Genomic DNA, 23353 nt, shown 5'->3' with positions numbered 1-23353 from the left:
ACGCACCACACCACATTGAACCTCGCGAGATATACTCGATGGCACCGATGATATCCATGGAGGTGCAGGGATGAGCCGAACCGTGATCGATCTCGATGACCAACTGGTGACCGACGTCGCCAAGGCACTCGGCACAGGCACCAAGAAGGAAACCGTCAACACCGCCCTGCGCGAGGTGCTGGAGAACCGCCGTCGCGCGCTCGCCCTGACCCGGCTGCGCACAGCCGCCGGTGACGGCGCCTTCGACCTGGACCTCTTCGAGGACAAGGGAAACTACCGTCGGTGAACGCGGCCCAGTTCCTGATCGACACGAGCGCACTCGCTCGATTCATGCGCGGTGATGCGGAGCAGTACGGCTGGGACCGAGCCGCCGCGGCCGGGCTCATCGCCACCTGTCCCATCACCGAGCTGGAGTTCTTCTACAGTGCCCGTTCCGCCGAAGACCGGGCACGGGGTATCGAAGACATGCGGATGCTTTTCGGCTGGGTACCGGTCGATGAGCGCGCCTACACACGCGCCTGGCAAGTACAGGAAGCCCTGACCAAGCAGGGGCAACACCGCAGCGCAGGAGCCGTTGACCTGGTCGTGGCCGCCACGGCGGAACTGCAGGGGCTGACGTTGCTGCACCGCGACCGGGATTTCGACTGCGTGGCCGCTGTCACCGGGCAGGCGCTCCAGTGGTACGGGCCCGCGCCAGGCAAGTAGACCCACGTCTGGTTGCGGTTCTGGTTGCATTCACCGCCGTACAGCACCGTTCACCAGCCGTGGCTACCCGCGCTCCGCCGCAGGTCATAACGGACTCCCACCCCGCAGAACCCAAGGACGAATCAGTTGCTGGACAGCGTGTTGGGGGCAACCCCTCACGAGTTCGAATCTCGTATCCTCCGCAGGCAGAAGGCCCGGACCGAGCAATCGGTCCGGGCCTTCGTCTTTCTCCGTCTCGGTTGACCCCGGAGCGATGGAAGGGCGGCCACCCACGCCTCATGCGGGGGCCGCCCTTTCGCGGAGACATGTTCGGCTCTCGTGGGCCTACTCGGCCGCGCCCGCGAGCCAGGTCCGGGTGCTCCGCAGATTGACCAGGACCACTATCGCGCCAGCGATGAGCGCCCCTGCGACGGCCCAGGGCGAGACCGCCGCGTTCTTGACGATCAGGCCAACGACCCACAAGGCCGAGGTCACGGTGAGCGTGATGCGCAGCGCCTCACGCCCTGGCTTCAGGAAGAAGACATGGGCCGCGGTGAGCGCGATGGGCAGCAACGAGAGCACCATGACGTACACGGGATAGTCCATCGGTTCCACGATGAGTCCCACGACGACGAACACCGCGAGGGCCAGGCTGAACCAGAGCAGGATGCGCAGCGCCTTCACCGCGCCCGGAGTCGCCGGGGTGCGCGGGATCCGGTCGGCGGCGGGGACCGACTCCAGGGCGGTGCCCACGATGGCGCGCGGGTCGCCGAGTTCGGCCAGGATCACCTGCTCCTGTCCGGGGCGTTCGGCGAGCGCGACCTTGATGTGCTCGCCGAGGTCGGACAGGAGTTCCCGCTTTCTGTCCACGGGGAGCACCGCGGCTTCGCGTTCGACGGACCGGAGGAAGGAGTCGATCGAGGGGGACTGGTCGAATTCGGTCTTCATGAGTTCCGTCCGGAGTCGGTGGGGGGTGGTGAAGCGGGCTGGAGCAGTCCGTCGACGGTGTCGCGGAATACGGGCCAGATGCGGCTGAACTCCTCCAGCGCGGCGAGTCCGGACTCGGTCAGCCGGTAGTAACGGCGTGGGGGACCGGAGGCGGACTCGCGCCAGGTGGTGGCGACCAGATCGTCCCGCCGCAGCCGGGACAGCAGGGGGTAGATGGTGCCCTGCCCGGCCGCGAGTGCTCCGCTCGCGGCCAGCGCCTGCACCAGTTCCACGCCGTAGCGGGGTTCGTCCCGCATCAGCGCGAGTACGCAGTACTCCAGCACGCCCTTGCGCAGTTGGCTCTCGGCCTTGCCGGGAACGCGATCACTTGTGTCGCCCTGTTCCATGCATTGCACAGTACCCAGGAGTACTGTGTTGTGCAAGGTAGCTGGCACACGCCACTACCTGGTCGGCTTGGGTACGCCGCCGGACCTGGGGACAACCCCGGACCTGGGGTAAACCCCACCCCCAAGACACCCCGCAGCCCCATGTCGCCCGCGCCGTCGATTCGCGAGGCTTGGGGCATGACCTCGACCACGCTGTCCTACGCGAGCACCACCCCGACCGCACCGCGGACCACGGCCCGGCCGGGGTTCTGGCGCGCTCCGTTCGCCGGTGCCACCTACCGCGAGATCGGCCACACGCTCACGTCGCTCCCCGTCGCGATCGCCGGGTTCGTCTTCGCCGTGACGATGTTCGCCCTGGGGGTGAGCACGCTCGTCGTGTGGATCGGGCTGCCGGTCCTCGCGGCGGCGCTGGGCGGGGCGCGCGGGCTCGGTGCGGCGGAGCGGGGCAGGGCGCGTGCGCTGCTCGGTCTGGACGTGGCGGCGCCCGCGCCCGCCGCGCCCGGACTGCGGGGGCGGCTCGCCGACGGCGCCGGGTGGAAAGCGTTGCTCTTCCACGTGGTGATGTTCCCGTGGCGGGTGCTGACTTTCGTGGTGTCCGTGACGTTCTTCGTCACGGGCTGGGTGGTCGCGCTCTTCCCGGCCTACTCCTGGGTCTTCCACCGCTACCTGGACTGGCCCGGCTACCGGATCTACGACTTCACGACCGACGCCGGCGTGCACCACGCGTACTACGTGGAGTCGCCCGCCCAGATCGCCGCGGTCTCGGCCATCGGGTTCGTCCTTGTGTTCCTGACGCCGCAGCTGGTGCGCGGCCTGACGAACCTCGACCGCGTCGCGATCCGCTCACTGCTCGGCGGCGCCCGCTGACCCGCGCGTGAGGACCGGTCGCAGCGCGTCCAGGACCGCTACGTCATCGACCGTCGACGGCACTGGTTCGTCCAGGCCGTCGGCGATTCCGCGCATGGTCCTGCGCAGGATCTTCCCCGAGCGGGTCTTGGGCAGGGCGGCCACCACGGCGACCTCCTTCAGGGACGCGACGGCGCCGATCCGGTCCCGTACGAGCTGGACGAGTTCCGCCTCGACCACCGCGGGGTCGGACGAGACGCCCGCCTTCAGGACCACGAACCCTCGCGGGACCTGGCCCTTGAGTGAGTCCGCCACCCCGATGACCGCGCACTCGGCCACATCCGGGTGCGAGGCGAGGACCTCCTCCATCCCGCCCGTGGACAGACGGTGCCCTGCGACGTTGATGACGTCGTCGGTGCGGCCCATCACGAACACGTAGCCGTCCTCGTCCACATGCCCGCCGTCGCCGGTCAGGTAGTAGCCGTCGAAGGCGGACAGGTACGAGGAGACGAAGCGTTCGTCGTCGTTCCAGAGGGTGGGGAGGGAGCCGGGCGGCATGGGGAGGCGGACGACGATGGCGCCGTCCTCACCGGGCGGCATCGGTTTGCCGTCCCCGTCCACGACCCGTACGTCCCAGCCCGGCAGCGGGAACGTCGGGGAGCCCGCCTTGACCGGCGCGGCCTCGATGCCCACCGGGTTCGCGACGATCGGCCAGCCCGTCTCGGTCTGCCACCAGTGGTCAATCACCGGGATGCCGAGCAGCTCGCTCGCCCAGTGGTACGTCTCCGGGTCGAGCCGCTCCCCGGCCAGGAACAGGTACTTCAGGGCACTGAGGTCGTACGCACGCGTGAACCGGCCTTCCGGGTCGACCTTCTTGATCGCCCGGAAGGCGGTGGGCGCGGTGAACAGCGTCTTCACGCCGTACTCCTGCGCCACCCGCCAGAACTGGCCCGCGTCCGGGGTGCCGACCGGCTTCCCCTCGTAGAGGACGGTCGTGGCGCCGGCGAGGAGCGGGGCGTACACGATGTACGAGTGGCCGACGACCCATCCCACGTCGGACGCGGTGAACATGGTCTCGCCGGGACCCACGTCGTACACGGCCTCCATGGACCAGCGCAGCGCCACCGCGTAGCCGCCGCAGTCGCGGACGACTCCCTTGGGTTTTCCGGTCGTTCCGGACGTGTAGAGGATGTACAGGGGGTCCGTCGCCGCCATCGGCACGCAGGGCGCGGGGTGCGCGTCGCTCATCGCCTCCGCCCAGTCGACGTCCCTGCCGGGCGTCAACTCGCCCGGACCCTGCGGGCGTTGGAGGATCACGCAGGCGTCCGGCTTGTGCGTCGACAGGTCCACCGCCTCGTCGAGGAGCGGCTTGTACGGGACGACCCGTGCCCCCTCGACCCCGCAGGACGCCGACACGACGACCTTCGGTGCCGCGTCGTCGATCCGCACCGCCAGCTCGTTCGCCGCGAAGCCACCGAAGACGACCGAGTGCACGGCCCCGATCCGCGCGCACGCGAGCATCGCGACGACGGCCTCCGGGACCATCGGCATATAGAGGACGACCCGGTCACCGCGGGTCACCCCGCGGCCGGTCAGCACTCCCGCGAAGCCGGCGACCTGGTCGGTCAGCTCTTCGTAGGTGTACGTGCGTTTGGTGTCCGTCACCGGGGAGTCGTACACGAGTGCGGCCTTGCCACCGCGGCCCGCCGCGACATGGCGGTCGAGCGCGTTGTGGCAGACGTTCAGCACGCCGTCGGGGAACCAGCGGTGGAAGGGGGCCCGCGAGGAGTCGAGGGCCCTGGTCGGGGGCGTGTCCCAGTCGATCGCGCCGGCCGCCGTGAGCCAGAAGCCCTCCGGGTCCCCGGTGCTCGCTCGGAAGACTTCCTCGTACGACGGCATGCCCGCACTCCTTTGCGCAGAACCCGACCAGCGGAGCCCCGTCAACGGGGCTCCCGTAGCGACGGGAACACGATCAGGTCAGGCGGTGACCGCCGTCAACAGCACGGCAGCGTCCGTGAGCGCGACGAGACCGTGCCTCTCCTGGGGGATCGCGTGCAGCTGACCCTGCGTGAGGGTGACGTCACCGGAGACCGCGGTGAGGCGGACGCGGCCGCGCAGCACCTGGAGGGTGGCCGCGGGCGGGGCGTTGTGCTCCTCCAGGTTGCTGCCCTCGGTCAGGGCGATGACGCTCTGCCGGAGCAACGGGTCCTCTTTGATGAGGAGTTCGGCGCTGCGGCCGTGCTCGGCCTTGCGGGCCGCGGTCAGCTGGTCGTCGGCGAGGGCCGCGAGATCGTACGGGCCGTGCGTCGTGGAAGTCATGACGTCAGGGTTACCGCGGACGGCGCCGCCATGCGATGCGATGTCGCCCGGTCGTGGTCGCGGTCGTGGCCGCATGGTGCCGCGCCGGGGCGGGACCCCGGCGTGGCACCACGGACGGCGCGGCGCGATCATCGACGTATGAGCCGTATGGACGTCACCCTCCACCTCGCCCAGGAGCCCGCCGCCGACGAACTCCTCGGCCGCAGTCCGCTCGCCGCGCTCGTCGGGATGCTGCTCGACCAGCAGGTACCCATGGAGTGGGCGTTCGCGGGCCCGCGAACCATCGCCGACCGTTTGGGCGTCGACGACCTCGACGCCTACGAGATCGCCGCCCGGGACCCCGAGGCCTTCGCCGCGCTGCTCTCCGAGAAGCCGGCCGTGCACCGCTATCCCGGCTCCATGGCCAAGCGCGTACAGCAGCTGTGCCAGTACCTCGTCGACCACTACGACGGGGACGCGGCCGCCGTGTGGGAGGGCGCCGACACCGGCAAGGAGGTACTGCGGCGGCTGAACGAGCTGCCCGGCTTCGGTAAGCAGAAGGCCCAGATCTTCCTGGCTCTGCTGGGCAAGCAGCTCGGGGTGCGGCCGACGGGGTGGCGTGAGGCGGCCGGTGCGTACGGCGAACCGAAGGCGTTCCGCTCGGTCGCGGACATCACGGGGCCCGAGTCCCTCACGAAGGTGCGTGCGCACAAGCAGGAGATGAAGGCGGCGGCGAAGGCCGCCAAGTAGGGGTGCGGGTGGGCGGGCCTCGGGGGAGCCGGGATTGACGTCGCGGGGCTCTGCCCCGGACCCCGCGCCTCAAGCGCCGGCGGGGCTTGATTAATCCGTGAGGGCGGATTTGCGGCGCCATGGATCACGTCGTGGCCGGGGGTGGGCAGATGACGGGGGATGAGTGCCGTCGCGTCCGCCGCTGCCCCGGGCCACCGTGTCCCGGGCCTGGTACGCGCGCTCGTGATGGTGCTCGCCCTGCTGTTCGCGCCGCTCGCCGCCGCGCCCGCCGGGGCCTCGGCGCCGCCGCCCGCCGCCTCCTCCTGCGAACCGGGCGAGGGGACCAGGGACGGCTCCGAAGAGGCCCTCCGGCTGCCGACCGGGCACCCTGTCCGGCTCCTTACGACCCCGCCCGCGTACGCCCCGCCGCGCCCCTTCGTCGCCACGCGCCCCGACACCACGGCGCACCCCGCACCACCGTCCCGCCGCGCCCTGCGCACCGTCGTCCTGCGCTGCTGACGGGCCCCGCCCGGACCCGTCAGCACTCACGCACGACTTCGAACAGGACGGCAACACCTCATGCCCAAGGACCCCTACGCGCTCCTGCGCGCCCTGATGCGCGCGGAGGCCGCACGCGGCGAACGCGAACGCGCCGCTACGGAGAAGACGACCCCGCCCGCCTCGCGGGACCGCCGGACGCCGGGCCGGAAGAACGACCGCTGAAGCCGGTTCCCCGCGCCCCCGCACGGGACGCGGGGAACCACCCGTCAACGAAGAGCGCGCGACTACCCCGGAAGAGCCACGAACACGCCTGCCTTTCACCAACTCACCCACGGCGCCACTCATTTCAGGCCCCTGTGGGAGGCTCGACCGGTCCCGGTTGGAGCCGGTTAAGGCCGGTATTTACCGGCTGTGTACCGCGTCCCCATGGCTGCGCCCGGCAAGCCTCGCCCGGTAGGCTTTCCGTGTGATCTTCAAGCGCATCGGAAACGGCCGGCCGTACCCCGACCACGGCCGGGAAAGCACCCGGCAGTGGGCGGACGTCGCGCCGCGCCCGGTCCGCCTCGATCAGTTGGTGACGACCAAGGGCCAGCTCGATCTGGAGACCCTGCTCGCCGAGGACTCGACGTTCTACGGCGACCTCTTCGCGCACGTCGTGAAGTGGCAGGGCGATCTCTACCTGGAGGACGGCCTGCACCGCGCCGTGCGCGCCGCGCTCCAGCAGCGCCAGGTGCTGCACGCGCGCGTGCTCGAGCTCGGCTGACCACGCTTCAGGGCTGACGGCGCTTCAGGACCGTATTGGCCCTTTTGGGTTGGACTGAGCGACTGACCGTGATCATTTAATAGGCATCGTCGCCGCACAGGATTACGCTGCGCCCATGAGCATGCTCACTCCACCCGGCATGGGCGGCAAGTACCGCATCACAGGGGACAAATACCCCCGCATGCGGCGCGGGCGCCCGCGCAACAGGATCGTGCTCGCGGTCGTCGCGTCCGTCGCCGCGATCGGGCTGATCGGCTGGGGCTCGTTCCAGCTGGTCGACGTCTTCACGGGGGGTGACAAGGCCAGCGCCGCGGGGGCGAAGTCCGGCGCGTGCGAGAAGAAGCCGAGCGCGTCTCCCTCTCCCGGCACGGCGGCCCAGAAGCTGCCGAAGCCCTCCCAGATCACCGTGAACGTACTGAACGCCACGGCGCGCGGCGGCCTGGCCAAGGACACCGCGGACGAGCTGAAGAAGCGCGGCTTCAAGATCGGTGACGTCGGCAACGCCACGAAGGCGTACGACAAGAAGGTCAAGGGCCCCGGCACACTGCTCGGCGCCTCGGCGGCCACGGAAGCGGCGCTCCCGGTCCTCGGCACGCAGCTGACCGGCGCCGAACTGAAGGCCGACAAGCGCGCGAAGCCGACCGAGGTCGACCTGATCATCGGTTCCGGCTTCAAGAAGCTCACGAAGAAGCCCGCCGCGGACAAGGCGCTCTCGGCGCTGAGCCACCCGAAGCCGAAGCCGAGCGCTTCCGCCCCGGGCTGCTGACCCCGGGCACGAGCGCCGAGCGCCGAGCACCGAGCACCGAGCACCGGCAGCAGAAAGCCGAAAAGCCGCGGACGGACGTCCGCGGCTTCTTCCGTTCCCGTACGGCGTCGGGAGTCGTTACTCGGCGACCCCGTACATCCGGTCCCCGGCGTCGCCGAGGCCCGGAACGATGTACCCGTGCTCGTTGAGCCGCTCGTCGACCGAGGCCGTCACGACGGTGACCGGCGTGCCGGCCAGCTCGCGCTCCATGATCTCGACGCCCTCGGGGGCGGCGAGCAGCACCACGGCCGTGACGTCGTCGGCGCCGCGCTTGATCAGTTCCTGGATCGCCGCGACGAGCGTGCCGCCCGTGGCCAGCATCGGGTCCAGGACGTACACCTGGCGCCCGGAGAGGTCGTCCGGCATCCGCGTCGCGTACGTCGCGGGCTGCAGCGTCTCCTCGTTGCGGACCATGCCGAGGAAGCCCACCTCGGCGGTCGGCAGGAGGCGCACCATGCCGTCGAGCATGCCGAGGCCCGCGCGCAGGATCGGCACCACCAGCGGGCGCGGGTACGACAGCTTGACGCCGGTCGTCCGCGAGACGGGGGTGTCGATGTCGACCTGCTCGGTGCGCACGTCCCGGGTCGCCTCATAGGCGAGCAGGGTGACCAGCTCGTCGGCCAGGCGCCGGAAGGTCGGGGAGTCGGTGCGCTGGTCGCGCAGCGTAGTGAGCTTGTGCGCCACCAGAGGGTGGTCGACGACGTGGATCCGCATGTCCTCAACAGTAACCGGGCCACAGGGCCGCGGCTGCCCCGCGCGGTGGCATCAATGGCCGGTGCGGAGGGAAGGTGGAAGGGACTCGCCGACTGGCGCCGACTGCGCCGACCGGGCGGACTGGGGTGGTGTGGCCGATGGCGGACGGGAAGCGTCGGGAGCGGCTCGAGCGGGAGTCGGGCGGGAGCGGGGCCGGGCCCGAGCCGGAGACGGGGCCGGAGACGGACGCCGCGCGCAGGCGCAGGCGGGCCTTGTTCCTGCGGGAACTGACCGAGGCGCGGGAGCTGCGCGCCAGGGTCCAGCCGCGCCGCGCCCGGGCCGCGCGGATGCGACAGCAGATGCGGATGCGCACGTTTCGCTGGTGACGGGGCCCACTGATCGGCCCCGGATCCCCGTCTCGCGGGACCCCGTGGAGGACGCGCCACAAACACAGCGCGCGGAAGACCTCTCTTGGAGCCGGACTTTCTGCCACGATTCCGAGTGGGCGGGGCTTGAACTGCACTCCCCGCTTCCACAACCTCGCCGGGGGGATTCCCGACCGGCACACCTGAGACAAGTGGGAGAGTCACGGTGTACTTCGCCGCACTGCTCGCGCGCACCGAAGACGGGTGGGAAGCGAGCGACACAGAGCTCGACGACGTGGAGACCCTGTCGGACCTGTCCGACCTGGCCCGCGAGGCGTTGGCCGAGGCCGGCGCGGAGGACGACACGATCCTCGTCTTCATCGAACAGGAGGACGCCTGGTTCGGCGTCGTCCGCATCGACGGCGAGGAGGACCCTCGCATCTACGTCTCCGACGCGGCCGCTGCCGCCCGCAGCAGCTACGGCGAGATCCTGCTCACCGACGAACTGCTCGGCAAGGCTCCGGACGGTTCGGACGCAGCCGCCGTCGACGAACTGGACGCCCTGGACCTGGACGGGACGGAGGACGGCGAACCGGACGGCGAGGAGGCGTCCGGGGACGAGGCCGAGGACACCGGAGCCGAGACGGTGCCGCCCGGCCCGCTCGGCGACAGCGGCGTCCTGGCCGACCTGGGCGTCCCCGAGAAGGATCTGCTCACCCTCGACGGGGCGGACGCGCTGAGCGAGATCGCCGACGCCCTGGGGGCATCGGAGGTCCTCGAGACGGTGCGCTGACCGCCGCGGGGATAGATTCCTCGCCGTGACCCCCTCCGACGCCGCTCACGTACCCGGTCCCGAACCCGATCCCGTACGAGACCCCGTACCGGATCCCGTACGAGACCCCGTGCGAGACCCCTGGAAGCCGCCGATGCGGCAGGCCCTGGCCGAGGCCGGGCTCGCCGCGGCGGGCGGTGATGTTCCCGTCGGCGCCGTCGTGCTGGCGCCGGACGGGACCACCGTGCTCGCGCGGGCGCACAACGAGCGGGAGCTGACGGGGGACCCGACCGCGCACGCCGAGGTACTGGCGCTGCGGCGGGCCGCACAAGAGGTGGGAGAGTGGCGGCTGACCGGCTGCACGCTCGTCGTCACCCTGGAGCCGTGCACCATGTGCGCGGGCGCGCTCGTGCAGTCCCGCGTCGACCGGGTCGTCTACGGGGCCCGCGACGACAAGGCGGGGGCGGCCGGTTCGCTGTGGGACGTGATCCGCGACCGGCGGCTCAACCACAGGCCCGAAGTGATCTCCGAAGTACTCGCCGCGGAATGTGCGGTCCAGCTCACCCGTTTCTTCAGGGATACGGATTTCGGACCACGGCCCACCATGGGCTAGAGTTCCTCTCGGTAGCGTGTCCGAGCGGCCGAAGGAGCTCGCCTCGAAAGCGAGTGTGGGGAAACTCACCGTGGGTTCAAATCCCACCGCTACCGCTCTCACACCCTCCTGACCTGCGGAAACGTGGTCAGGAGGGTGTTTTGAAGCAACCACCAAGTTGCACCCTCCTGCTCCGGCCTCAGCGCGAGCACCCCACGGCTCACGGTCACGGGAGTCCAGCTGACGGCAGCGTGCACCTGCCCCGCCTCAGGGACCACGAGGACCGAGCCAGGCGCACTCGACAGATCCGAAACATCAGTGGTGTCGATATACGGCAGTGGACTACGCAGTACGTCAACAGGTGCTACCCACTCATCGCCCCCCTGAAGGCACCGACGGCCGTGGGACTGTCCCTGTCCAGGCGTCGCGGACGACATCCTTGAACCTTCTTTCCGGCCAGCCCTTTCTGTCCGCCGCAAGCACAGCGAAGTGCGCGTCCGCGAGCGCGACCGCGGTGTGCGCAAGCACGATGAGTAGATCACCGGGGCGCAGCCGCGTCTTCGGGTGGGCTTCTGCAACTTCGCGCCGCACGCACACCGTGTCCGTGGTCTGAATGCGCCCGTCGCCGATGTCTCCGGCCCGGAGCATGGGCACGCCGTCCAGAGCGGGGCGGCCAGGGCGGTTGATGCCGTACCCGACCACTTCCACGCCGGGCAGGTCGGCGAGCGCCGCCCACTGTGGACGTTCGTTCACAGCTCCCCCAAGACAGCGCGGAGTTCACGCTCCGTGCGCGCGGCTTCCGCGAAGTGTCCATAGAGTTCTTCGGTCAGCTCACGCACCCGCCGCGCATCGTCGCCGGGTTCACATCCCTCCGCCACCGCCGTCCGAAGGGGCGGATCCGACGAGGATCCGCATCTTCGCTTTTGTCCGGCTCGCTCGCCCGGCGGCGCTCAGCCGGCCTGCGGGGGCTGACCGCCTCCGAGCCGGACCTCGGACAGCGCCTTCTTCACGGGGACCTTGGCCAGGTACCCGGAGCCGAAGCAGATGTTCTGCAGCACGTACCAGAACTTCTCGGCACTGGTCATCTCGCAGAGCCCGTACTCACTCAGAGCCTTCTTCGAAGGAATCTTCGCGAAGTAGGCAGCTCCGAACGAGATGCACCCGAGGATGTACCAGAAGCTCTCCGCGCCCGTGGTGACTCCCCTTCCGAGGGCCTGGGTCTGGTTGGCCATGGGATGTACCTCCCTGCGCTAGTCCTGTGGGCGACCCCATGGTCCTCTCCCGGCACGGTGGGTGAAGGGACGGACACGGAAAAGCCCCGACACCTGTCGAAAGGTGCCGGGGCCTTCACGTCCCGTTCGGGTCGGGGGGAGCGGCATCGGGGGGACAAGCCACTCCCCCCGATGAGGACGCTCTCCCGTAGCCCGCGCCGCTTCCGGGGGGAAGCTGCGGCGCGGACCCCGCAGTCGGGGTCACGTCCCTGCCCATCGGATTCCTGCCAGACCCTCCGGGCTCGTCACCAATACTGCCCCTTTGTGGGGGTGCGCGGCGTCGGCAAAGGACCCATAACCGGAGGCCGTTGGTCCTTAAAGGTCGCGTCGGTGATCGTCCGCGTTAGACTCGCCGCCGTTCGACAGGGGTCGGACGGGGTCCAGACACGGGTACGGGGAGGCAACGTGGTGCAGTCGAAGAAAGTCGCGCTCTTCGTCGGGGTGGTCTTCGTGCTCTACGTGATCATCACCGACCCCTCCAAGGCCGCCGATTACGTCCAGATAGGGTTCGAAGGCGTATCGTCCGCCGCTCAGTCCATAGGTGACTTCATGACCTGGGTCGTCAACGGCGGGAAGTAACGGCAGGACGGCAGTCGGCCGCAAGCACCTCAGGGAGCCACCCGTGATCCGCCATCTGGTCCTTTTCAAGCTCAACGACGGCGTGAGCCGTGACGAACCGCGCGTGGCCGAGGGCGTCGAGGCCTTCCGCGCGCTGGGTGCGAAGATCCCCGAGCTGACGTTCTGGGAGTGCGGCTGGAACATCACCGACCGGCCGATCGCCCACGACTTCGCGATCAACTCGGCCGTCGAGGACACCGAGGCGCTGAAGCGGTACCTCGAACACCCCGCCCACCAGGAGGGCGTCGCGATGTGGCGAGAGTTCGCCACGTGGGTGATCGCGGACTACGAGTTCTGAGGCGCGCGCTCCGGCCCTTCACACGTTCGAGAAGCCTCTCACCGGAACGGTGAGGGGCTTTCGTGCGTCCTGGGCCCCCGCCGATGCCCCAACTGGGCCTTCAACACGGAGTTATGCGGTGCTTGCACACAGTGCACATGTCTTGTGATGCTATGACCGCTTTTGACCGATGAGTTGACGGAAACAGAGGTGGAGTTGACCGTGCCGGCCAGTACTGCGCCTCAAGAAGCACCGCCCGCGCCCGAGGCGCCGCCCACGCCCGAAGCACCGCCCGCGCCCGCGAAGAGCCGGGGCGCCGATGCCCGCGCGCTGACCCAGGTCCTCTTCGCGCAGATCAAGGACCTCCCGCCGGGCAGCCCCGAGCACTCCCGGGTGCGCGGCGCCCTGATCGAGGCGAACCTGCCGCTGGTGCGGTACGCGGCGGCCCGCTTCCGCAGCCGCAACGAGCCGATGGAGGACGTCGTCCAGGTCGGCACCATCGGCCTGATCAACGCCATCGACCGCTTCGACCCGGAGCGCGGCGTCCAGTTCCCGACCTTCGCGATGCCCACGGTCGTCGGCGAGATCAAGCGGTACTTCCGCGACAACGTCCGTACCGTGCACGTGCCGCGCCGCCTCCACGAACTGTGGGTGCAGGTCAACGGCGCCACCGAGGACCTGACGACGGCCTTCGGGCGCTCCCCGACCACCGCCGAGATCGCCGACCGGCTGCGGATCGGCGAGGACGAGGTGCTCGCCTGCATCGAGGCGGGCCGCTCGTACCACGCGACGTCCCTGGAGGCGGCCCAGGAGGGCGACGGGATGCCGGGCCTGCTCGACCGGCTCGGCTACGAGGACCCCGAGCTGGACGGCGTCGAGCACCGCGATCTCGTACGGCACCTCCTCGTACAGCTGCCCGAACGGGAGCAGCGGATCCTTTTGCTTCGCTACTACAGCAATCTGACGCAATCTCAGATCAGCGCGGAGCTGGGTGTCTCGCAGATGCACGTGTCAAGGCTCCTCGCCCGCAGCTTCGCTCGACTTCGGTCCGCAAACAGGATCGATGCCTAACTCGAACGGGTAGAGAAGGCCCGCGGGGCATTTCCCGCGGGAATCCGCGCCAACTCCCGCCACACCCCCTGCTTCCTGCACCGATCCATCCCATACATGTCGACATGTCACTACAGCGTGTTGCCGACATGTGACATTCTGCTGGAACGGCGTTTGGCGCAGCCCCTCGTCCGGTATTCAGGTGGAGGCTGCGCTCTTACCTGACGGGAGCGTCCGCCGCGACCGTCCGCGACCTCAAGGGGGTGGCATGTCCGCAGACCAGGGCAGCTCGAAGGTGCTCACGCTCACGCCCGGCGCACCCGCCGCGACCGATGACCTGAGCGAGCAGACGCCTGCCGCGCTGATCGACGCTCCTGTTCCCGCTTCGGTTCCGGCCCAGGCCGCCGAGAGCCCCGTGGTGTCCGTGACACCTCCGGCAAGCGGGTCCATCGACACCCGTACGTTGTCCCGTTCCCTGTTCCTGCGTCTTGCCACGCTCGATGAGCACAGCCCGGAGCGGGCGTACGTCCGCGACACCCTGATCGAGCTCAATCTGCCGCTGGTGCGGTACGCGGCGGCCCGCTTCCGCAGTCGCAACGAGCCGATGGAGGACATCGTCCAGGTCGGCACGATCGGTCTGATCAAGGCGATCGACCGTTTCGACTGCGAACGGGGCGTGGAATTCCCGACGTTCGCGATGCCGACGGTCGTCGGTGAGATCAAGCGCTTCTTCCGGGACACCTCGTGGTCGGTGCGCGTGCCGCGCCGCCTCCAGGAGCTGCGGCTCGCCCTGACCAAGGCCAGCGACGAGCTCGCGCAGAAGCTGGACCGCTCGCCGACCGTCCCCGAGCTCGCCGTGGTCCTCGGCGTCTCCGAGGAGGACGTGGTCGACGGCCTCGCGGTGGGCAACGCGTACACGGCGTCCTCCCTGGACTCGCCCGCACCCGAGGACGACGGCGGCGAGGGTTCCCTCGCGGACCGGCTCGGCTACGAGGACACGGCGCTTGAGGGCGTCGAGTACCGCGAGTCGCTCAAGCCCCTGCTCGCCAAGCTGCCGCCGCGGGAGCGCCAGATCATCATGCTCCGGTTCTTCGCGAACATGACGCAGTCGCAGATCGGCGAGGAGGTCGGCATCTCGCAGATGCACGTGTCCCGGCTGCTCACGCGGACGCTGTCGCAGCTGCGGGAAGGCCTGATCGCCGACTGAGCGAAGGCGTTCCGCGGGGCGGGTCCGGAGTCCGGGCCCGCCCCGCCGCATGTGTGGCCACCCATCACAACCGCCCCACGGGGTTCCTAATTGACGGGTCGTCAGACACACTGGCGCGATGCTGCGGACTTGGTTGCTCGGTCACAGGAAGGTCGCCGTCGGGGCCGCTTCGGTCGCCGCGGTGTGTGTGAGCGCGGGCGCCGTCGTCGCCCTCGACGGTGACGGCGGGCCCGATGCGTACGTGGCCGTGGGCGCGGCGGGAGCGGCGGCCACGAAGCCGGGCGACCGGGTCGCGCCGCACGGCAAGGTGAAGCTCGTACCGCTGGACCCACCGGAGACGGACGCCCCTGGCACCCCCGGCTCCTCGGGGAAGGGCGAGACGGGCGAGGCCGCGGAAGACGGCCCTGACGCGGGCGGCGCCCCTCCGGTCGGCGAGGTCCCCGGCGCGTCCCCCGGTTCATCTCCCGGTTCATCTCCCGGCGACAGCGGCACACCGCCCGTCACCGAGAAGCCTTCCGGGAACTCCGGCTCCGGGAGCGCCGAGGGGTCCGGCGCCGCCCCCGACCGTGGCGACACCTCCTCCTCGCCCCCCTCGGGCCCCGCCGCGCTCAAGGTCGGCGACCCGGAGTTCAAGAAGGCCGACAAACGCTGGTGCCAGGACGTGACGCTGGCGCTGCACAACTCCGGGGGCAGTGCGGTGCGTTCGGGCACGGTGACCTTCGAGACGCACGTGCTGGGCGCGCTGGGCATCGACTGGGCGACCATCGACGTCAAGAAGAAGCTCCCCGTGCCCCTCGGGGCCGGGGAGAAGAAGCGGAAGACGTGGACGGTGTGCGTCGACGAGTGGCGCGTCCCGCTCGGCATGCGGCTCGAGACCAAGGACGTCGACGTCGACTGGAAGTGAACTGCCTCGCCGGCCGGACGGGAACCGCCTCGCCGGCCGGCGGTGAACTGCCTCCGGGTACCGGCTACTTGAGCGCCAGCCAGGCCACGCCCGCCACCACGACGACCGCGAGCACGATGCCGATGATCAGGCCGACGCTCGGCCCTGACTTCGCGGCGGCCTGCGGTCGGCCGGGTCCTGCGGGAGGCTGCTCGTCGACGAAGGCGCGGAACATCTGGGTGTTGCCCGCGGGGTCGTTAGTGCCCTGGGGGCCGGGGCCTTGGGGGTTGTTAGCCATGGGGCAGGACCCTAGCGAATTGCCGTGAAGGACGCCACAGTCCGCGCGCAGGGCACCTGAGCTGGGACTTTACTGATTTGCACTCGATCTTTGCCGCGATTTTATCCGCGATCACTCTCTTTCGTTTGCCTGTGGCAACCAACTGCTTCTATGGTTGCCCTAAGCAACAAATAAAGATCTTTTGGTCAGGAGGTGCCGTGGCCGCACAACGTCATTACGACGAGCTGGCGCGACAGATGAGTGCCTTCGGAGCCGTCAAGAGGGACATGGCGCGGATCCTTCCGCACGACTGCCCGACCGGTTCGGCCGCGGTTCTCACGCTGCTCAAGCGCTACGGCGACATGCGGATGAGCCGCATGGCCGAGCTGCTCGCCGTGGACGTGTCCGTGGCCAGCCGGCACGTGGCACACGTCGCGGACCGCGGTTGGATCGAGCGCCATCCAGACCCCGCTGACAAGCGTTCGCGCATCCTCAGCCTCACCGAAAAAGGCTCGAAGCAGATGGAGGTGCTCAATGAACGGAGCACCCAACTGCTCGCCGACCGGCTGAGCGACTGGTCCGACGACGAGGTCGATCAGTTGATCGTCCTCATGACGCGACTGCGCGAGAGCTTCGGTGACTGCCGCACGACGGGGTCCCGAACGACGGTTCCGCAGGCCGCCACTGAGCCGACCACCGAGTCGACCGCTCAGACCATTACCCGTACACCCGCGTAACACGTAAGAAAAGGAATCCCATGGCAACAACCACACCGTCCGGTGTGCGGGGCAGCCATCCCAAGCATTCAGGGGCCGCCCCCGAAGCGGGCGCCCCGATGTCGCACCGGCAGGTCATGGAGGCACTGTCCGGGCTGCTGCTCGGCATGTTCGCCGCCATCGTCTCGTCGACGATCGTCACCAACGCTCTGCCCCGGATCATCGGCGATCTGGGCGGTGGCCAGTCCGCGTACACCTGGGTCGTCACCGCCTCGCTGCTGGCGATGACCGCCACCACGCCCCTGTGGGGCAAGATGGCGGACCTCTTCAGCAAGAAGGCCCTGGTCCAGATAGCCCTGGTCGTCTACGTGGTGGGCTCGGTCGTCGCCGGCCTCGCGCAGAACCCGGGCATGCTCATCACCGCCCGTGCCATCCAGGGCATCGGCGCCGGTGGTCTGTCCGCCCTGGCGCAGATCATCATGGCCGCCATGATCGCCCCGCGTGAGCGCGGTCGTTACTCCGGTTACCTCGGTGCCACGTTCGCCGTCGCCACCGTCGGCGGCCCGCTGCTCGGCGGCGTCATCACCGACACCGACTGGCTCGGCTGGCGCTACTGCCTCTTCGTCGGTGTGCCCTTCGCGCTGATCGCGCTGATCGTGCTGCAGAAGACGCTGCACCTGCCGGTGCTGAAGCGGAAGGTCAAGGTCGACTGGGCCGGCGCCTTCTTCATCACCGCCGCGGTCTGCCTGCTCCTCGTCTGGGTCACCTTCGCCGACGACAAGTACGACTGGCTGTCGTGGCAGACGTACACGATGGTCGGCGGCGCGATCGTGCTGGCGCTGATCTTCACGCTCGTCGAGTCCAAGGCCAGCGAGCCGATCATCCCGCTGCGCCTCTTCAAGAACCGCACCATCACGCTGGCCTCGCTCGCCTCGCTGTTCGTCGGTGTCGCGATGTTCGCGGGCACCGTGTACTTCTCGCAGTACTTCCAGCTGGCGCGCGGCAAGACGCCCACGATGTCGGGTGTCATGACGATCCCGATGATCGGTGGACTGTTCATCTCCTCCACCGTCTCCGGCCAGATCATCACCCGGACCGGCAAGTGGAAGGCCTGGCTCGTCGCCGGCGGTCTGTTCCTGACCGCGGGTCTGGGGCTGCTCGGCACCATCGAGTACGACACCCCGTACTGGCGCGTCGCGATCTGGATGGCGCTGCTCGGTCTCGGCGTCGGCATGATGATGCAGAACCTCGTGCTGAGCACGCAGAACCAGGTCGCCCCCCAGGACCTCGGTTCCGCCTCCTCGATGGTGACCTTCTTCCGGTCCCTCGGCGGCACGATCGGCGTCTCGGCGCTCGGCTCCGTGATGACCACCCGCATCAGCCACCACGCCACCGACACCATCGGTTCCCTCAGCCCGGAGCAGCAGCAGGCGGCAGGCAAGGCGATGGCCGGCGGTTCGCTGCCGGACATGTCCGTGCTGCCCGGCCCGATCCGCAACTGGCTGGAGGCCGCGTACGGAAGCGGCATCGCCGACATCTTCCTGTACGCCGCGCCGGTCGCGTTCCTGGCATTCATCTTCACGATCTTCATCAAGGAGGTTCCCCTGCGTACCACCGGAGCCCTCGAACAGGCCGCACAGGGCGATGCGACGCCCTCCGCCACTCCGGCCCAGGCCGCTGCTCCCGCCCCCGCGCCGGAGCAGGTGCCGAGCCTCGTCGGTGCGGGTGAGCCCGCGGCCGACACCCAGACCCAGCGGCTCGCCGCCGTGGCCTCCGCCGGTGGCGCCGCCCCGGTGGGCGGCGGCACCCCGGTCCGCGGCTTCGTCCGCGGCGCCGAGTCCGCCCCGGTGCCCCGCGCCGCGGTCACGCTGATCTCCCTCGGCGGCCGTCAGCTGGGCCGCGCCGTGGCCCAGGGCGACGGTTCGTACGCCGTCGACGCCCCCGGCGCCGGCAGCTACGTCCTGATCGCCTCGGCCGACGGCTACCAGCCGCAGGCGTCCACCGTCCTGGTGGGCGAGGACCCGGTCACGTACGACATCCTGCTCAGCGGGACCAGCGGCCTCACCGGTGTGGTGCGGGCCAGCGAGACCAAGGCGCCGGTCGCCGGGGCGATGGTCATCGTCACCGACGTCCGCGGCGATGTGCTCGCCACCGGTCAGTCCGGTCCTGCCGGCGAGTTCACCTTCGCCGAGCTGGTCCCCGGCCCGGTCACCGTGGCCGTGAACGCGCCGGGCCACCGGCCCACCGCGCTCCCGGTCGAGGTCAACGGCACGGGCGTCACCCGCGTCGAGATCGACCTGCACTCCGGCTCCCAGGTCCAGGGCACCGTCCGGGCCGCGGGCCGCGCGCTGAACGACGCGCGGGTCACGCTGGTGGACGCCGCGGGCAACGTGGTCGCCACCGCCACCACCGGTGACGACGGCGCGTACGCCTTCACCGACCTGGACGGCGGCGAGTACACGGTCATCGCGACCGGTTACCCGCCGGTGGCCACGGGCCTCAGCGTGAACGGCAGTGGCATCGACGGCCACGACATCGAACTCGCGCACCCCGGCGAGTAGGGCTTCGCCGACGGGCCGGGCTGGATGCGGGAGACCGCATCCAGCCGACTCCGACAAGACCTGTCAGCAAAGCCCCCACTGAACCCCGGGCCACCTGAATGTGTGGTTCGCGCTTTGAGCGGACGTGAAGCACACAGGCCCGGTTGTGAGAATGGGCCCCGGACCCGGCGGCGTCGCCATATCGGCAGGGGACGGCCGAGACGCATGCCGACCGGGGCCCGTCCACGTAGGGGCGGCTATGACCAGCCACCCTGCGTACGTAAGAACTTGAGCTAGGAGAGCAAAAGCATGGGACTGAGCGCGCGGATCCGCACGCGGGACGGGTGGGCCCTGCCGCACGCCGTCGTCACGGTGACCGACATGACCGGATCGCAGGTGCTGCGGGCAGAGGCCAACGACGAGGGCGCCGTGCACGACCCGGCCGCGCTCACGCCCGGTCCCTACACGGTGATCGTGACCGCCGTCGGCTACGCCCCCGCCGCCTCCACCGCGATGGTGACGGCGAGCGGCCGGGCCGACGTGGGCAGCATCGTGCTGCACCGGCAGGGCGGGGCCGAGCTGCCGCCGCCCGGGCCGTGGATGGTCGACCCGGCGCACTCCTCGGTCGCCGCGACGGCGCAGCACCTCGGGATCACCTCGGTGCACGGGCGGTTCACCGACTTCACGGCGCGCATCGACATAGCGCAGGACGTCGAGAAGTCGCGGGTCGAGGCCGTCATCAAGTCGGCGTCCATCGACACCGGCAACGGCATGCGCGACGGCCACCTGAAGTCCCCGGACTTCCTGGACGTCGAGACGTACCCGGAGATCACCTACCGGTCGACCGGCATCGAGCCCGCGGGCACCGACCGCTGGACCGTGCACGGCCAGCTGAGCCTGCACGGCGTGGCGCGCGAGGTCGACCTCGACCTCAGCTACCTCGGCACGGGCGCCGACCCGTGGGGCGGCACGCGCGCGGCGTTCAAGGCGACGGCCGAGCTGAAGCGCGAGGACTTCGCGATGAACTACAACCAGGTCGTGCAGGCCGGCATCGCGGCGATCGGCGCGACGCTGAAGGTCGAGCTCGACATCCAGGCCGTACAGGGCGACGCGCTGCCGCAGATGTGACCCCGGTCGATGTCAGTGGCCGGGGTTAAGGTGCGGGAATGGCTCCGAACATCGCGACCAACACCCGTGTCTCCATCGACGAGTTGCTCGACTTCGTAAGGCCCAGGCACCGCGCCCTCCTCATCACCGCCCGCGCCGACGGCACCCCGCAGGCCTCACCTCTGACCTGCGGGGTCGACGGCGACGGGCGGATTGTTGTTTCCACGTACCCGGAGCGCGCCAAGACGCGGAACGCGAAGCGGGATCCGCGGGTCAGCCTCGTCGTGCTCAGCGACGAGTGGAACGGGCCGTGGGTGCAGATCGACGGGGCGGCGGAGGTGATCGACTCGCCCGATTCCGTCGAGGCGCTCGTCGAGTACTTCCGGTGCATTTCGGGTGAGCATCCGGACTGGGACGAGTATCGCGAGGCGATGGTCAAGCAGGGGAAGTCGATCATCCGGGTCACGCCGGAGAAGTGGGGTCCCGTGGCCACGGGTGGGTTCCCGGCGAGGTTGGCCTAGGCGGCACCGGCGTTACGGCCTCGGGGCTCTGCCCCGGACCCCGCGCCTCAATCGCCGGCGGGGCTTGATAATTCAAGCCCCGCTCTTGGACGAGAGCCAGCGGGGTCCGGGGGCGGAGCCCCGTGGCGTCAAGTGCGGCGGGCCACCAGGGACTCGATGCCCGCGATCTGGAGGTCCAGGGCGACCTGGAAGTCCATGTCGCGCATCGCGTCCACGTCCCCACCCTCCTCCACCGCCTGCATCATCCGCTCAGCGTGCCGAAAGTCGTCCGCCATCTCCTCCGGAACGGCGAACGAGGCCATCGCCTTGTGGAAGTACTCGTCCTGCGTGAGCCCCACCTCGGCGCAGCGCTGACGGAAGTGGCCCTCGATGGTGCCGTATCCGTACACGAACTGGAAGACGGACGAGACGGCGCCGCGCTGCTCCGCCAGCGTGAGGCCGGTACGGGCCATGACCCGCTGCACCGCCCGCGAGAACAGCAGCGACTTGGGGCCGACGTTGAGGTAGTTGCCGACGAGCGGCGAGATCCACGGGTGCCGGACGAGCAAGGTCCGGTAGGTGGCGGCCAGTTCGCGCAGCTGCGTCTGCCAGTCCGGCAGCTCCTCCGCGTCCGTGTCCGGGATCTCCAGCTCGCCGAAGGCCTGGTCGAGGGCGAGTTCGAGGAGATCGTCCTTGGTGTCGACGTACCAGTAGACGGACATCGCGGTGACGCCCAGTTCGCCCGCCAGGCGCCGCATCGAGAACTTGGCGAGCCCCTCCGCGTCCAGCAGCCCCACCGTCGCCCGGGTGATCCGCTCCCGGTCGAGCCCACTGGGCTGCTCGGCCCGCCGGCCGCGCGACGCTCTGGGCCTCGGCTCCACGGCGCCATCCGTGTCCTCGAGCCAGACGCTCATCCGCGCTGCCTTCGCCATGGCGTTCCTTCCCAGGGGTTCCTCGTACGCGGGCGGGACGGTCCTGCGCACAGGACCGCTCCCCGCCCGCACCGATGCTAAGCGGAAGTCACCGCCGCTGATTCTGCCCGTTCCGCTCTGCGCAGCAACGCCGCCGCGAGCAGTCCGCCCGCGAGGACGGCGACCGCGCCGACGAGTTGGCTGGTCTCCAGACCGGAGGAGAAGGCCTCGCTGATACGGGCCCGCTCCCCGGCCGAGTCCGCCGCCGCCAGCGCCGCGGGGAACGAGGCCGCGGAGACCGATACGAGCGCGGCGAAACGGGCGTTCAGGACCGCGCCGAGCACCGCCACCCCCAGCCCGTTGCCGAACTCCGCGAGGGTGCCGTTGACCCCGGCGCCCACGCCCGCCTTCTCCGGCGGGATCGCGCTCATGATGGCGTTGGCCATGGCCGGCATCGCGAGCGCCATGCCCGCACCCATGACGACCAGGCCGAGCAGCATGCCGCCGTACCCGTCCCCGCCGAGCAGCGAGATGGCCGCGAGCCCCGCCGCCATGCACGTCATGCCGGAGGCGATGGTGACGGGCGTGCCGAGCTTGCCCAGCAGCCGGGCGCCGACCCCTGTGAGGTTGAGCGCGACGACGGTGAGTGCCATCGGCGCGGTCCGCAGCCCCGCCTCCAACGGACCGTATCCGAGCAGGAATTGGAGGTGCTGGGTGAGCAGGAACAGCGAGCCGCCCATACCGAAGGCGACGAGGATCGCGCCGGTCACCGCGCCCGTGAACTTCCGGTTCCGGAAGAAGTGCATGTCGAGCATCGGATACGGGATCCGCAGCTCCCACGTCACGAAGGCGGCCATGAACACGATGCCGGTCACGGCCGAGACCAGGACGGGCGCGGAGGTGAATCCGTCGCCGGGGCCCGAGATGATCGCGTAGACGATGCCGGTCATGCCGATGGTGGAGAGCAGCGCCCCGAGCAGGTCCGGGCGGTCGCCGAACGGATTCTTCGACTCGGGGACCAGGGCGATCACGGCGACGAGGCCGACGAGCGCGACGGGGATGTTGACGAGGAAGATCGAGCCCCACCAGAAGTGGTCGAGCAGCACGCCGCCGACCAGCGGGCCGACGGCGAAGCCGATCGTGCTGACCGTGGACCAGAGGGCGATCGCCCTGACGCGCTCGGCCTCGCTGAAGATCTGTACGACGACCGCGAGCGTCGACGTCATCATCAGCGCACCGCCGACGCCCATCCCCGCGCGGGCCGCGATCAGCTGTCCGGTGGAGCCCGCGAACGCGGCGGTCAGCGAGCCGACGCCGAAGATCGCGAGGCCCGCCGCGAGCATCTTCTTGCGGCCGTAGCGGTCGGAGGCGCTGCCCGCGGTGAGCAGCAGGCCGGACTGGACGAGCGAGTAGGCGCTGATCATCCACTGGATGTCGGACGTCGAGGCTTCCAGCTCCCTGGTGAGGGAGGGGATCGCGACATTCAGGACGGTGTTGTCGAGCAGCACGGTCAGCTGGGCGAGGCAGATGACGCCGAGGATGAGCCAGCGCTGGGGGTGACCCGCGGTGACCTGGGGTGTCTGGGTGGCCGGGTCGGCCGTGGGGGCCATGGAC

30 protein-coding genes and 1 tRNA gene are annotated in these 23353 nt (G+C 69.8%); 21 read left to right on the top strand and 10 right to left on the bottom strand.

Features of this window, described 5'->3' with window-relative positions:
* The first annotated feature begins 70 nt into the window (after window positions 1-70).
* Together ACIRHA_RS20490 and ACIRHA_RS20485 are read left to right on the top strand one after the other, a co-directional pair.
* Window positions 71-286: a type II toxin-antitoxin system VapB family antitoxin gene (locus ACIRHA_RS20490; RefSeq protein ID WP_403847481.1), complete on the top strand. Its 216-nt coding sequence runs from the start codon at window positions 71-73 to the stop codon at window positions 284-286.
* A complete protein-coding gene (locus ACIRHA_RS20485; RefSeq protein ID WP_403847478.1) occupies window positions 283-705 on the top strand; it encodes a PIN domain nuclease in 423 nt (140 codons plus the stop codon). The genes ACIRHA_RS20490 and ACIRHA_RS20485 overlap by 4 nt, the downstream gene beginning before the upstream one ends.
* 324 nt (window positions 706-1029) lie before the next feature.
* Here the strand turns inward: ACIRHA_RS20485 and ACIRHA_RS20480 are convergent, their stop codons facing one another.
* Together ACIRHA_RS20480 and ACIRHA_RS20475 are read right to left on the bottom strand one after the other, a co-directional pair.
* The gene (locus ACIRHA_RS20480) at window positions 1030-1632 is read right to left on the bottom strand and encodes an HAAS signaling domain-containing protein (RefSeq protein WP_403847476.1); all 603 of its coding nucleotides are present in this window, start codon (window positions 1630-1632) and stop codon (window positions 1030-1032) included.
* Window positions 1629-2018, bottom strand: coding sequence for a PadR family transcriptional regulator (locus ACIRHA_RS20475; protein ID WP_403847473.1), 390 nt, complete (start codon window positions 2016-2018; stop codon window positions 1629-1631). Before ACIRHA_RS20475 ends, ACIRHA_RS20480 begins: the two co-directional genes overlap by 4 nt.
* Window positions 2019-2195: 177 nt before the next feature.
* Between ACIRHA_RS20475 and ACIRHA_RS20470 the strand changes: the two genes are divergently transcribed.
* A complete protein-coding gene (locus tag ACIRHA_RS20470) occupies window positions 2196-2885 on the top strand; it encodes a sensor domain-containing protein (RefSeq protein WP_403847470.1) in 690 nt (229 codons plus the stop codon).
* On the opposite strand, the gene ACIRHA_RS20465 is transcribed toward ACIRHA_RS20470, so the two are convergent.
* A complete protein-coding gene (locus ACIRHA_RS20465) occupies window positions 2862-4763 on the bottom strand; it encodes a propionyl-CoA synthetase (RefSeq protein ID WP_403847468.1) in 1902 nt (633 codons plus the stop codon). The genes ACIRHA_RS20470 and ACIRHA_RS20465 overlap by 24 nt on opposite strands.
* Before the next feature lie 78 nt (window positions 4764-4841).
* Window positions 4842-5183, bottom strand: coding sequence for a cupin (locus ACIRHA_RS20460; protein WP_403847466.1), 342 nt, complete (start codon window positions 5181-5183; stop codon window positions 4842-4844).
* Window positions 5184-5330: 147 nt separating this feature from the next.
* On the opposite strand from ACIRHA_RS20460, the gene ACIRHA_RS20455 reads away from it, so the two are divergent.
* From ACIRHA_RS20455 to ACIRHA_RS20435, 5 genes are all read left to right on the top strand, one after another.
* Entirely contained in the window at window positions 5331-5912 is a 582-nt protein-coding gene (locus ACIRHA_RS20455) for an HhH-GPD-type base excision DNA repair protein (RefSeq protein WP_403847707.1), read from the top strand.
* A gap of 159 nt (window positions 5913-6071) precedes the next feature.
* Window positions 6072-6410, top strand: a complete 339-nt coding sequence (locus ACIRHA_RS20450) for a hypothetical protein (protein WP_403847464.1) — start codon at window positions 6072-6074, stop codon at window positions 6408-6410.
* Window positions 6411-6470: 60 nt separating this feature from the next.
* Window positions 6471-6614, top strand: coding sequence for a hypothetical protein (locus ACIRHA_RS20445; RefSeq protein ID WP_403847461.1), 144 nt, complete (start codon window positions 6471-6473; stop codon window positions 6612-6614).
* A 244-nt stretch (window positions 6615-6858) separates the two neighbouring features.
* Entirely contained in the window at window positions 6859-7155 is a 297-nt protein-coding gene (locus ACIRHA_RS20440; RefSeq protein ID WP_003955420.1) for a type II toxin-antitoxin system VapB family antitoxin, read from the top strand.
* A gap of 115 nt (window positions 7156-7270) precedes the next feature.
* Entirely contained in the window at window positions 7271-7921 is a 651-nt protein-coding gene (locus ACIRHA_RS20435; RefSeq protein ID WP_403847458.1) for a LytR C-terminal domain-containing protein, read from the top strand.
* A 117-nt stretch (window positions 7922-8038) separates the two neighbouring features.
* On the opposite strand, the gene upp is transcribed toward ACIRHA_RS20435, so the two are convergent.
* A complete protein-coding gene (gene upp / locus ACIRHA_RS20430; protein ID WP_266712219.1) occupies window positions 8039-8674 on the bottom strand; it encodes a uracil phosphoribosyltransferase in 636 nt (211 codons plus the stop codon).
* 137 nt (window positions 8675-8811) lie between these two features.
* On the opposite strand from upp, the gene ACIRHA_RS20425 reads away from it, so the two are divergent.
* From ACIRHA_RS20425 to ACIRHA_RS20410, 4 genes are all read left to right on the top strand, one after another.
* On the top strand, window positions 8812-9039 hold the full coding sequence (locus ACIRHA_RS20425) for a hypothetical protein (protein ID WP_403847456.1): 228 nt from the start codon (window positions 8812-8814) through the stop codon (window positions 9037-9039).
* Window positions 9040-9244: 205 nt separating this feature from the next.
* On the top strand, window positions 9245-9811 hold the full coding sequence (locus ACIRHA_RS20420) for a hypothetical protein (RefSeq protein ID WP_403847454.1): 567 nt from the start codon (window positions 9245-9247) through the stop codon (window positions 9809-9811).
* 133 nt (window positions 9812-9944) lie between these two features.
* The gene (gene tadA, locus ACIRHA_RS20415) at window positions 9945-10403 is read left to right on the top strand and encodes a tRNA adenosine(34) deaminase TadA (RefSeq protein WP_403847704.1); all 459 of its coding nucleotides are present in this window, start codon (window positions 9945-9947) and stop codon (window positions 10401-10403) included.
* A 10-nt stretch (window positions 10404-10413) separates the two neighbouring features.
* A tRNA-Ser gene (locus ACIRHA_RS20410) sits at window positions 10414-10498 on the top strand.
* Between the two features lie 256 nt (window positions 10499-10754).
* Here ACIRHA_RS20410 and ACIRHA_RS20405 read toward each other — a convergent pair.
* Both ACIRHA_RS20405 and ACIRHA_RS20400 read right to left on the bottom strand, forming a co-directional pair.
* Window positions 10755-11135 (bottom strand): hypothetical protein, encoded by a 381-nt coding sequence (locus ACIRHA_RS20405; RefSeq protein WP_403847452.1) that lies wholly within the window; start codon window positions 11133-11135, stop codon window positions 10755-10757.
* 197 nt (window positions 11136-11332) lie between these two features.
* The gene (locus ACIRHA_RS20400) at window positions 11333-11614 is read right to left on the bottom strand and encodes a hypothetical protein (protein WP_403847450.1); all 282 of its coding nucleotides are present in this window, start codon (window positions 11612-11614) and stop codon (window positions 11333-11335) included.
* A gap of 447 nt (window positions 11615-12061) precedes the next feature.
* Here ACIRHA_RS20400 and ACIRHA_RS20395 point away from each other — a divergent pair, with 447 nt between their 5' ends.
* The 5 genes from ACIRHA_RS20395 to ACIRHA_RS20375 all read left to right on the top strand — a co-directional run bounded on the left by ACIRHA_RS20395 (window position 12062) and on the right by ACIRHA_RS20375 (window position 15709).
* Window positions 12062-12232 (top strand): hypothetical protein, encoded by a 171-nt coding sequence (locus tag ACIRHA_RS20395; RefSeq protein WP_266719216.1) that lies wholly within the window; start codon window positions 12062-12064, stop codon window positions 12230-12232.
* A 43-nt stretch (window positions 12233-12275) separates the two neighbouring features.
* Window positions 12276-12569 (top strand): Dabb family protein, encoded by a 294-nt coding sequence (locus tag ACIRHA_RS20390; RefSeq protein WP_403847447.1) that lies wholly within the window; start codon window positions 12276-12278, stop codon window positions 12567-12569.
* Window positions 12570-12770: 201 nt separating this feature from the next.
* Complete coding sequence (locus tag ACIRHA_RS20385) at window positions 12771-13619, top strand: RNA polymerase sigma factor SigF (RefSeq protein WP_403847445.1); 849 nt, start codon at window positions 12771-12773, stop codon at window positions 13617-13619.
* Between the two features lie 247 nt (window positions 13620-13866).
* Window positions 13867-14805, top strand: a complete 939-nt coding sequence (locus ACIRHA_RS20380) for an RNA polymerase sigma factor SigF (protein WP_403847442.1) — start codon at window positions 13867-13869, stop codon at window positions 14803-14805.
* 118 nt (window positions 14806-14923) lie between these two features.
* Window positions 14924-15709 (top strand): hypothetical protein, encoded by a 786-nt coding sequence (locus tag ACIRHA_RS20375; RefSeq protein ID WP_403847440.1) that lies wholly within the window; start codon window positions 14924-14926, stop codon window positions 15707-15709.
* 64 nt (window positions 15710-15773) lie between these two features.
* Here ACIRHA_RS20375 and ACIRHA_RS20370 read toward each other — a convergent pair whose 3' ends face one another.
* Entirely contained in the window at window positions 15774-15986 is a 213-nt protein-coding gene (locus ACIRHA_RS20370; RefSeq protein WP_403847438.1) for a hypothetical protein, read from the bottom strand.
* A 197-nt stretch (window positions 15987-16183) separates the two neighbouring features.
* Between ACIRHA_RS20370 and ACIRHA_RS20365 the strand changes: the two genes are divergently transcribed.
* The 4 genes from ACIRHA_RS20365 to ACIRHA_RS20350 all read left to right on the top strand — a co-directional run bounded on the left by ACIRHA_RS20365 (window position 16184) and on the right by ACIRHA_RS20350 (window position 20849).
* Window positions 16184-16702: a MarR family winged helix-turn-helix transcriptional regulator gene (locus ACIRHA_RS20365; RefSeq protein WP_403847436.1), complete on the top strand. Its 519-nt coding sequence runs from the start codon at window positions 16184-16186 to the stop codon at window positions 16700-16702.
* A 20-nt stretch (window positions 16703-16722) separates the two neighbouring features.
* Window positions 16723-19242, top strand: a complete 2520-nt coding sequence (locus tag ACIRHA_RS20360) for an MFS transporter (protein WP_403847434.1) — start codon at window positions 16723-16725, stop codon at window positions 19240-19242.
* Between the two features lie 288 nt (window positions 19243-19530).
* A complete protein-coding gene (locus ACIRHA_RS20355; RefSeq protein ID WP_403847432.1) occupies window positions 19531-20349 on the top strand; it encodes a YceI family protein in 819 nt (272 codons plus the stop codon).
* Between the two features lie 38 nt (window positions 20350-20387).
* Window positions 20388-20849, top strand: a complete 462-nt coding sequence (locus ACIRHA_RS20350) for a PPOX class F420-dependent oxidoreductase (RefSeq protein ID WP_403847430.1) — start codon at window positions 20388-20390, stop codon at window positions 20847-20849.
* Window positions 20850-20977: 128 nt separating this feature from the next.
* Here ACIRHA_RS20350 and ACIRHA_RS20345 read toward each other — a convergent pair whose 3' ends face one another.
* Window positions 20978-21760 carry a TetR/AcrR family transcriptional regulator gene (locus ACIRHA_RS20345; protein WP_403847428.1) on the bottom strand — a complete coding sequence of 261 codons (783 nt, stop codon included), beginning with the start codon at window positions 21758-21760 and terminating at the stop codon, window positions 20978-20980.
* Window positions 21761-21837: 77 nt separating this feature from the next.
* Entirely contained in the window at window positions 21838-23349 is a 1512-nt protein-coding gene (locus tag ACIRHA_RS20340) for an MFS transporter (protein ID WP_403847426.1), read from the bottom strand.
* Window positions 23350-23353 lie beyond the last annotated feature (4 nt).

It is taken from the genome of Streptomyces sp. NPDC102360 (genome assembly GCF_044766085.1).
GTDB lineage: Bacteria > Actinomycetota > Actinomycetes > Streptomycetales > Streptomycetaceae > Streptomyces.
Note: the sequence above shows the minus strand (reverse complement) of the source record. Positions and strands in the feature narration are given on the sequence as shown.

Bases quoted from the DNA above. Each gene is read 5' to 3' on its own strand.
- upp (WP_266712219.1), bottom strand. From the start codon at position 8,674: ATGCGGATCCACGTCGTCGACCACCCTCTGGTGGCGCACAAGCTCACT.
- ACIRHA_RS20435 (WP_403847458.1), top strand. From the start codon at position 7,271: ATGAGCATGCTCACTCCACCCGGCATGGGCGGCAAGTACCGCATCACA.
- ACIRHA_RS20480 (WP_403847476.1), bottom strand. From the start codon at position 1,632: ATGAAGACCGAATTCGACCAGTCCCCCTCGATCGACTCCTTCCTCCGG.
- ACIRHA_RS20425 (WP_403847456.1), top strand. From the start codon at position 8,812: ATGGCGGACGGGAAGCGTCGGGAGCGGCTCGAGCGGGAGTCGGGCGGG.
- ACIRHA_RS20355 (WP_403847432.1), top strand. From the start codon at position 19,531: ATGGGACTGAGCGCGCGGATCCGCACGCGGGACGGGTGGGCCCTGCCG.
- ACIRHA_RS20340 (WP_403847426.1), bottom strand. From the start codon at position 23,349: ATGGCCCCCACGGCCGACCCGGCCACCCAGACACCCCAGGTCACCGCG.
- ACIRHA_RS20350 (WP_403847430.1), top strand. From the start codon at position 20,388: ATGGCTCCGAACATCGCGACCAACACCCGTGTCTCCATCGACGAGTTG.
- ACIRHA_RS20380 (WP_403847442.1), top strand. From the start codon at position 13,867: ATGTCCGCAGACCAGGGCAGCTCGAAGGTGCTCACGCTCACGCCCGGC.
- ACIRHA_RS20470 (WP_403847470.1), top strand. From the start codon at position 2,196: ATGACCTCGACCACGCTGTCCTACGCGAGCACCACCCCGACCGCACCG.
- tadA (WP_403847704.1), top strand. From the start codon at position 9,945: ATGCGGCAGGCCCTGGCCGAGGCCGGGCTCGCCGCGGCGGGCGGTGAT.
- ACIRHA_RS20490 (WP_403847481.1), top strand. From the start codon at position 71: ATGAGCCGAACCGTGATCGATCTCGATGACCAACTGGTGACCGACGTC.
- ACIRHA_RS20400 (WP_403847450.1), bottom strand. From the start codon at position 11,614: ATGGCCAACCAGACCCAGGCCCTCGGAAGGGGAGTCACCACGGGCGCG.
- ACIRHA_RS20465 (WP_403847468.1), bottom strand. From the start codon at position 4,763: ATGCCGTCGTACGAGGAAGTCTTCCGAGCGAGCACCGGGGACCCGGAG.
- ACIRHA_RS20450 (WP_403847464.1), top strand. From the start codon at position 6,072: ATGAGTGCCGTCGCGTCCGCCGCTGCCCCGGGCCACCGTGTCCCGGGC.
- ACIRHA_RS20360 (WP_403847434.1), top strand. From the start codon at position 16,723: ATGGCAACAACCACACCGTCCGGTGTGCGGGGCAGCCATCCCAAGCAT.
- ACIRHA_RS20375 (WP_403847440.1), top strand. From the start codon at position 14,924: ATGCTGCGGACTTGGTTGCTCGGTCACAGGAAGGTCGCCGTCGGGGCC.
- ACIRHA_RS20475 (WP_403847473.1), bottom strand. From the start codon at position 2,018: ATGGAACAGGGCGACACAAGTGATCGCGTTCCCGGCAAGGCCGAGAGC.
- ACIRHA_RS20345 (WP_403847428.1), bottom strand. From the start codon at position 21,760: ATGGCGAAGGCAGCGCGGATGAGCGTCTGGCTCGAGGACACGGATGGC.
- ACIRHA_RS20455 (WP_403847707.1), top strand. From the start codon at position 5,331: ATGGACGTCACCCTCCACCTCGCCCAGGAGCCCGCCGCCGACGAACTC.
- ACIRHA_RS20445 (WP_403847461.1), top strand. From the start codon at position 6,471: ATGCCCAAGGACCCCTACGCGCTCCTGCGCGCCCTGATGCGCGCGGAG.
- ACIRHA_RS20460 (WP_403847466.1), bottom strand. From the start codon at position 5,183: ATGACTTCCACGACGCACGGCCCGTACGATCTCGCGGCCCTCGCCGAC.
- ACIRHA_RS20370 (WP_403847438.1), bottom strand. From the start codon at position 15,986: ATGGCTAACAACCCCCAAGGCCCCGGCCCCCAGGGCACTAACGACCCC.